Annotated in this window: 1 protein-coding gene; it reads right to left on the bottom strand. The window is 29.4% G+C overall.

The genetic code is table 11. From position 1 onward, the window contains the following. On the bottom strand, positions 1–237 hold a 237-nt coding region (locus tag HT718_RS09420; RefSeq protein ID WP_173268290.1), incomplete at its 3' end, for a transposase. Positions 238–293 lie beyond the last annotated feature (56 nt).

Genomic DNA, 293 nt, shown 5'->3' with positions numbered 1-293 from the left:
TCTATCTTTAGTCCAGCCTGCATGTAAAACTTTATTAATCATTTCTTGCTTTAAATCAGGAGAATAGTAACGATTTTTTCCTTTTTTGACGAACTCTATTCCGTAACGATCAATCAATTTAATCATGTACCTAATATTAGAATTGTTTATCCCAAATTTATTTGAAAGCTTCTCTATGCTATATCCTTGTTTTCTAAGTTCATAGATCTGAACTTTATCATCATAAGTTAATTTCATAATAAAAACACCCCAAAAGTTAGATTTTTTCTGTCTAACTTTTGGGGTGCAGTTCA

The organism is Streptococcus sp. 714, assembly GCF_013277115.1.
Lineage (GTDB): Bacteria > Bacillota > Bacilli > Lactobacillales > Streptococcaceae > Streptococcus.
This window is presented reverse-complemented; position numbering and strand designations above follow the sequence as displayed.